1 protein-coding gene is annotated in these 678 nt (G+C 40.1%); it reads right to left on the bottom strand.

The features are described 5' to 3' along the window. Window positions 1-579 (bottom strand): ATP-binding protein (locus Y882_RS19805; protein WP_211259254.1); only part of this gene is annotated, 579 nt, incomplete at its 3' end. Between the last annotated feature and the right edge of the window lie 99 nt (window positions 580-678).

Raw genomic sequence — 678 nt, forward strand, 5'->3', positions numbered from 1 at the left:
TAATACAATGGCTCGAGTATATGAATCAATTTCTAAAATATCTTCTGACTGAAGCTGAATTTTAACTTCAAGCCCAGATTCTTCAGTAGGTACGCTAACGATAGGAATAATCCCTGGTTTACCGTTAGTCTCAACAGAAGATTTAGCAATGTGATAGACAGTCTTGGCTCCGTCACACATAGATGTGACAGTAAAACTGTCTGTATAGGCCATAGGGGATTTACATCCTAAGCCAAAGCCACCAGTGGAAGCAGTATTAGCTTTCTTGGTAGATGCACCATATACCCCATAGACCTCTTGAATCTTATCTTTAGGAATACCAGAACCATAGTCACGGAAGATAAGGAAACCATCTTTATCAATGGTTACATGGATAGGAATATCTGTTTTATTCCCCTCAATATGAGCATCCCAGCTATTGCACAATGTCTCACGTACCATTGCCAGTTTCTGATTAGAATAGAGGTTAGCACTGAGTATTTGGAAGAATGCTGGGTCTTCAGAAATACCGAAGGCCATAGCATCTTGAGCACCCAACGTTGCTGATGTGGTCAGTTCAGTAGAGTCAGCTACTTGCATCGAATTTTCTCCAGTAAATTATTAATTAACTACTACGCTTTTCAGCCGTTGATTGTAATACAAACACAGCCATATCAGAGGCCATGTCATCGGTTATTG

The sequence above is a fragment of the Dyella japonica DSM 16301 genome (genome assembly GCF_001010355.1).
Taxonomy (GTDB): Bacteria; Pseudomonadota; Gammaproteobacteria; order Xanthomonadales; family Rhodanobacteraceae; genus Dyella; species Dyella japonica.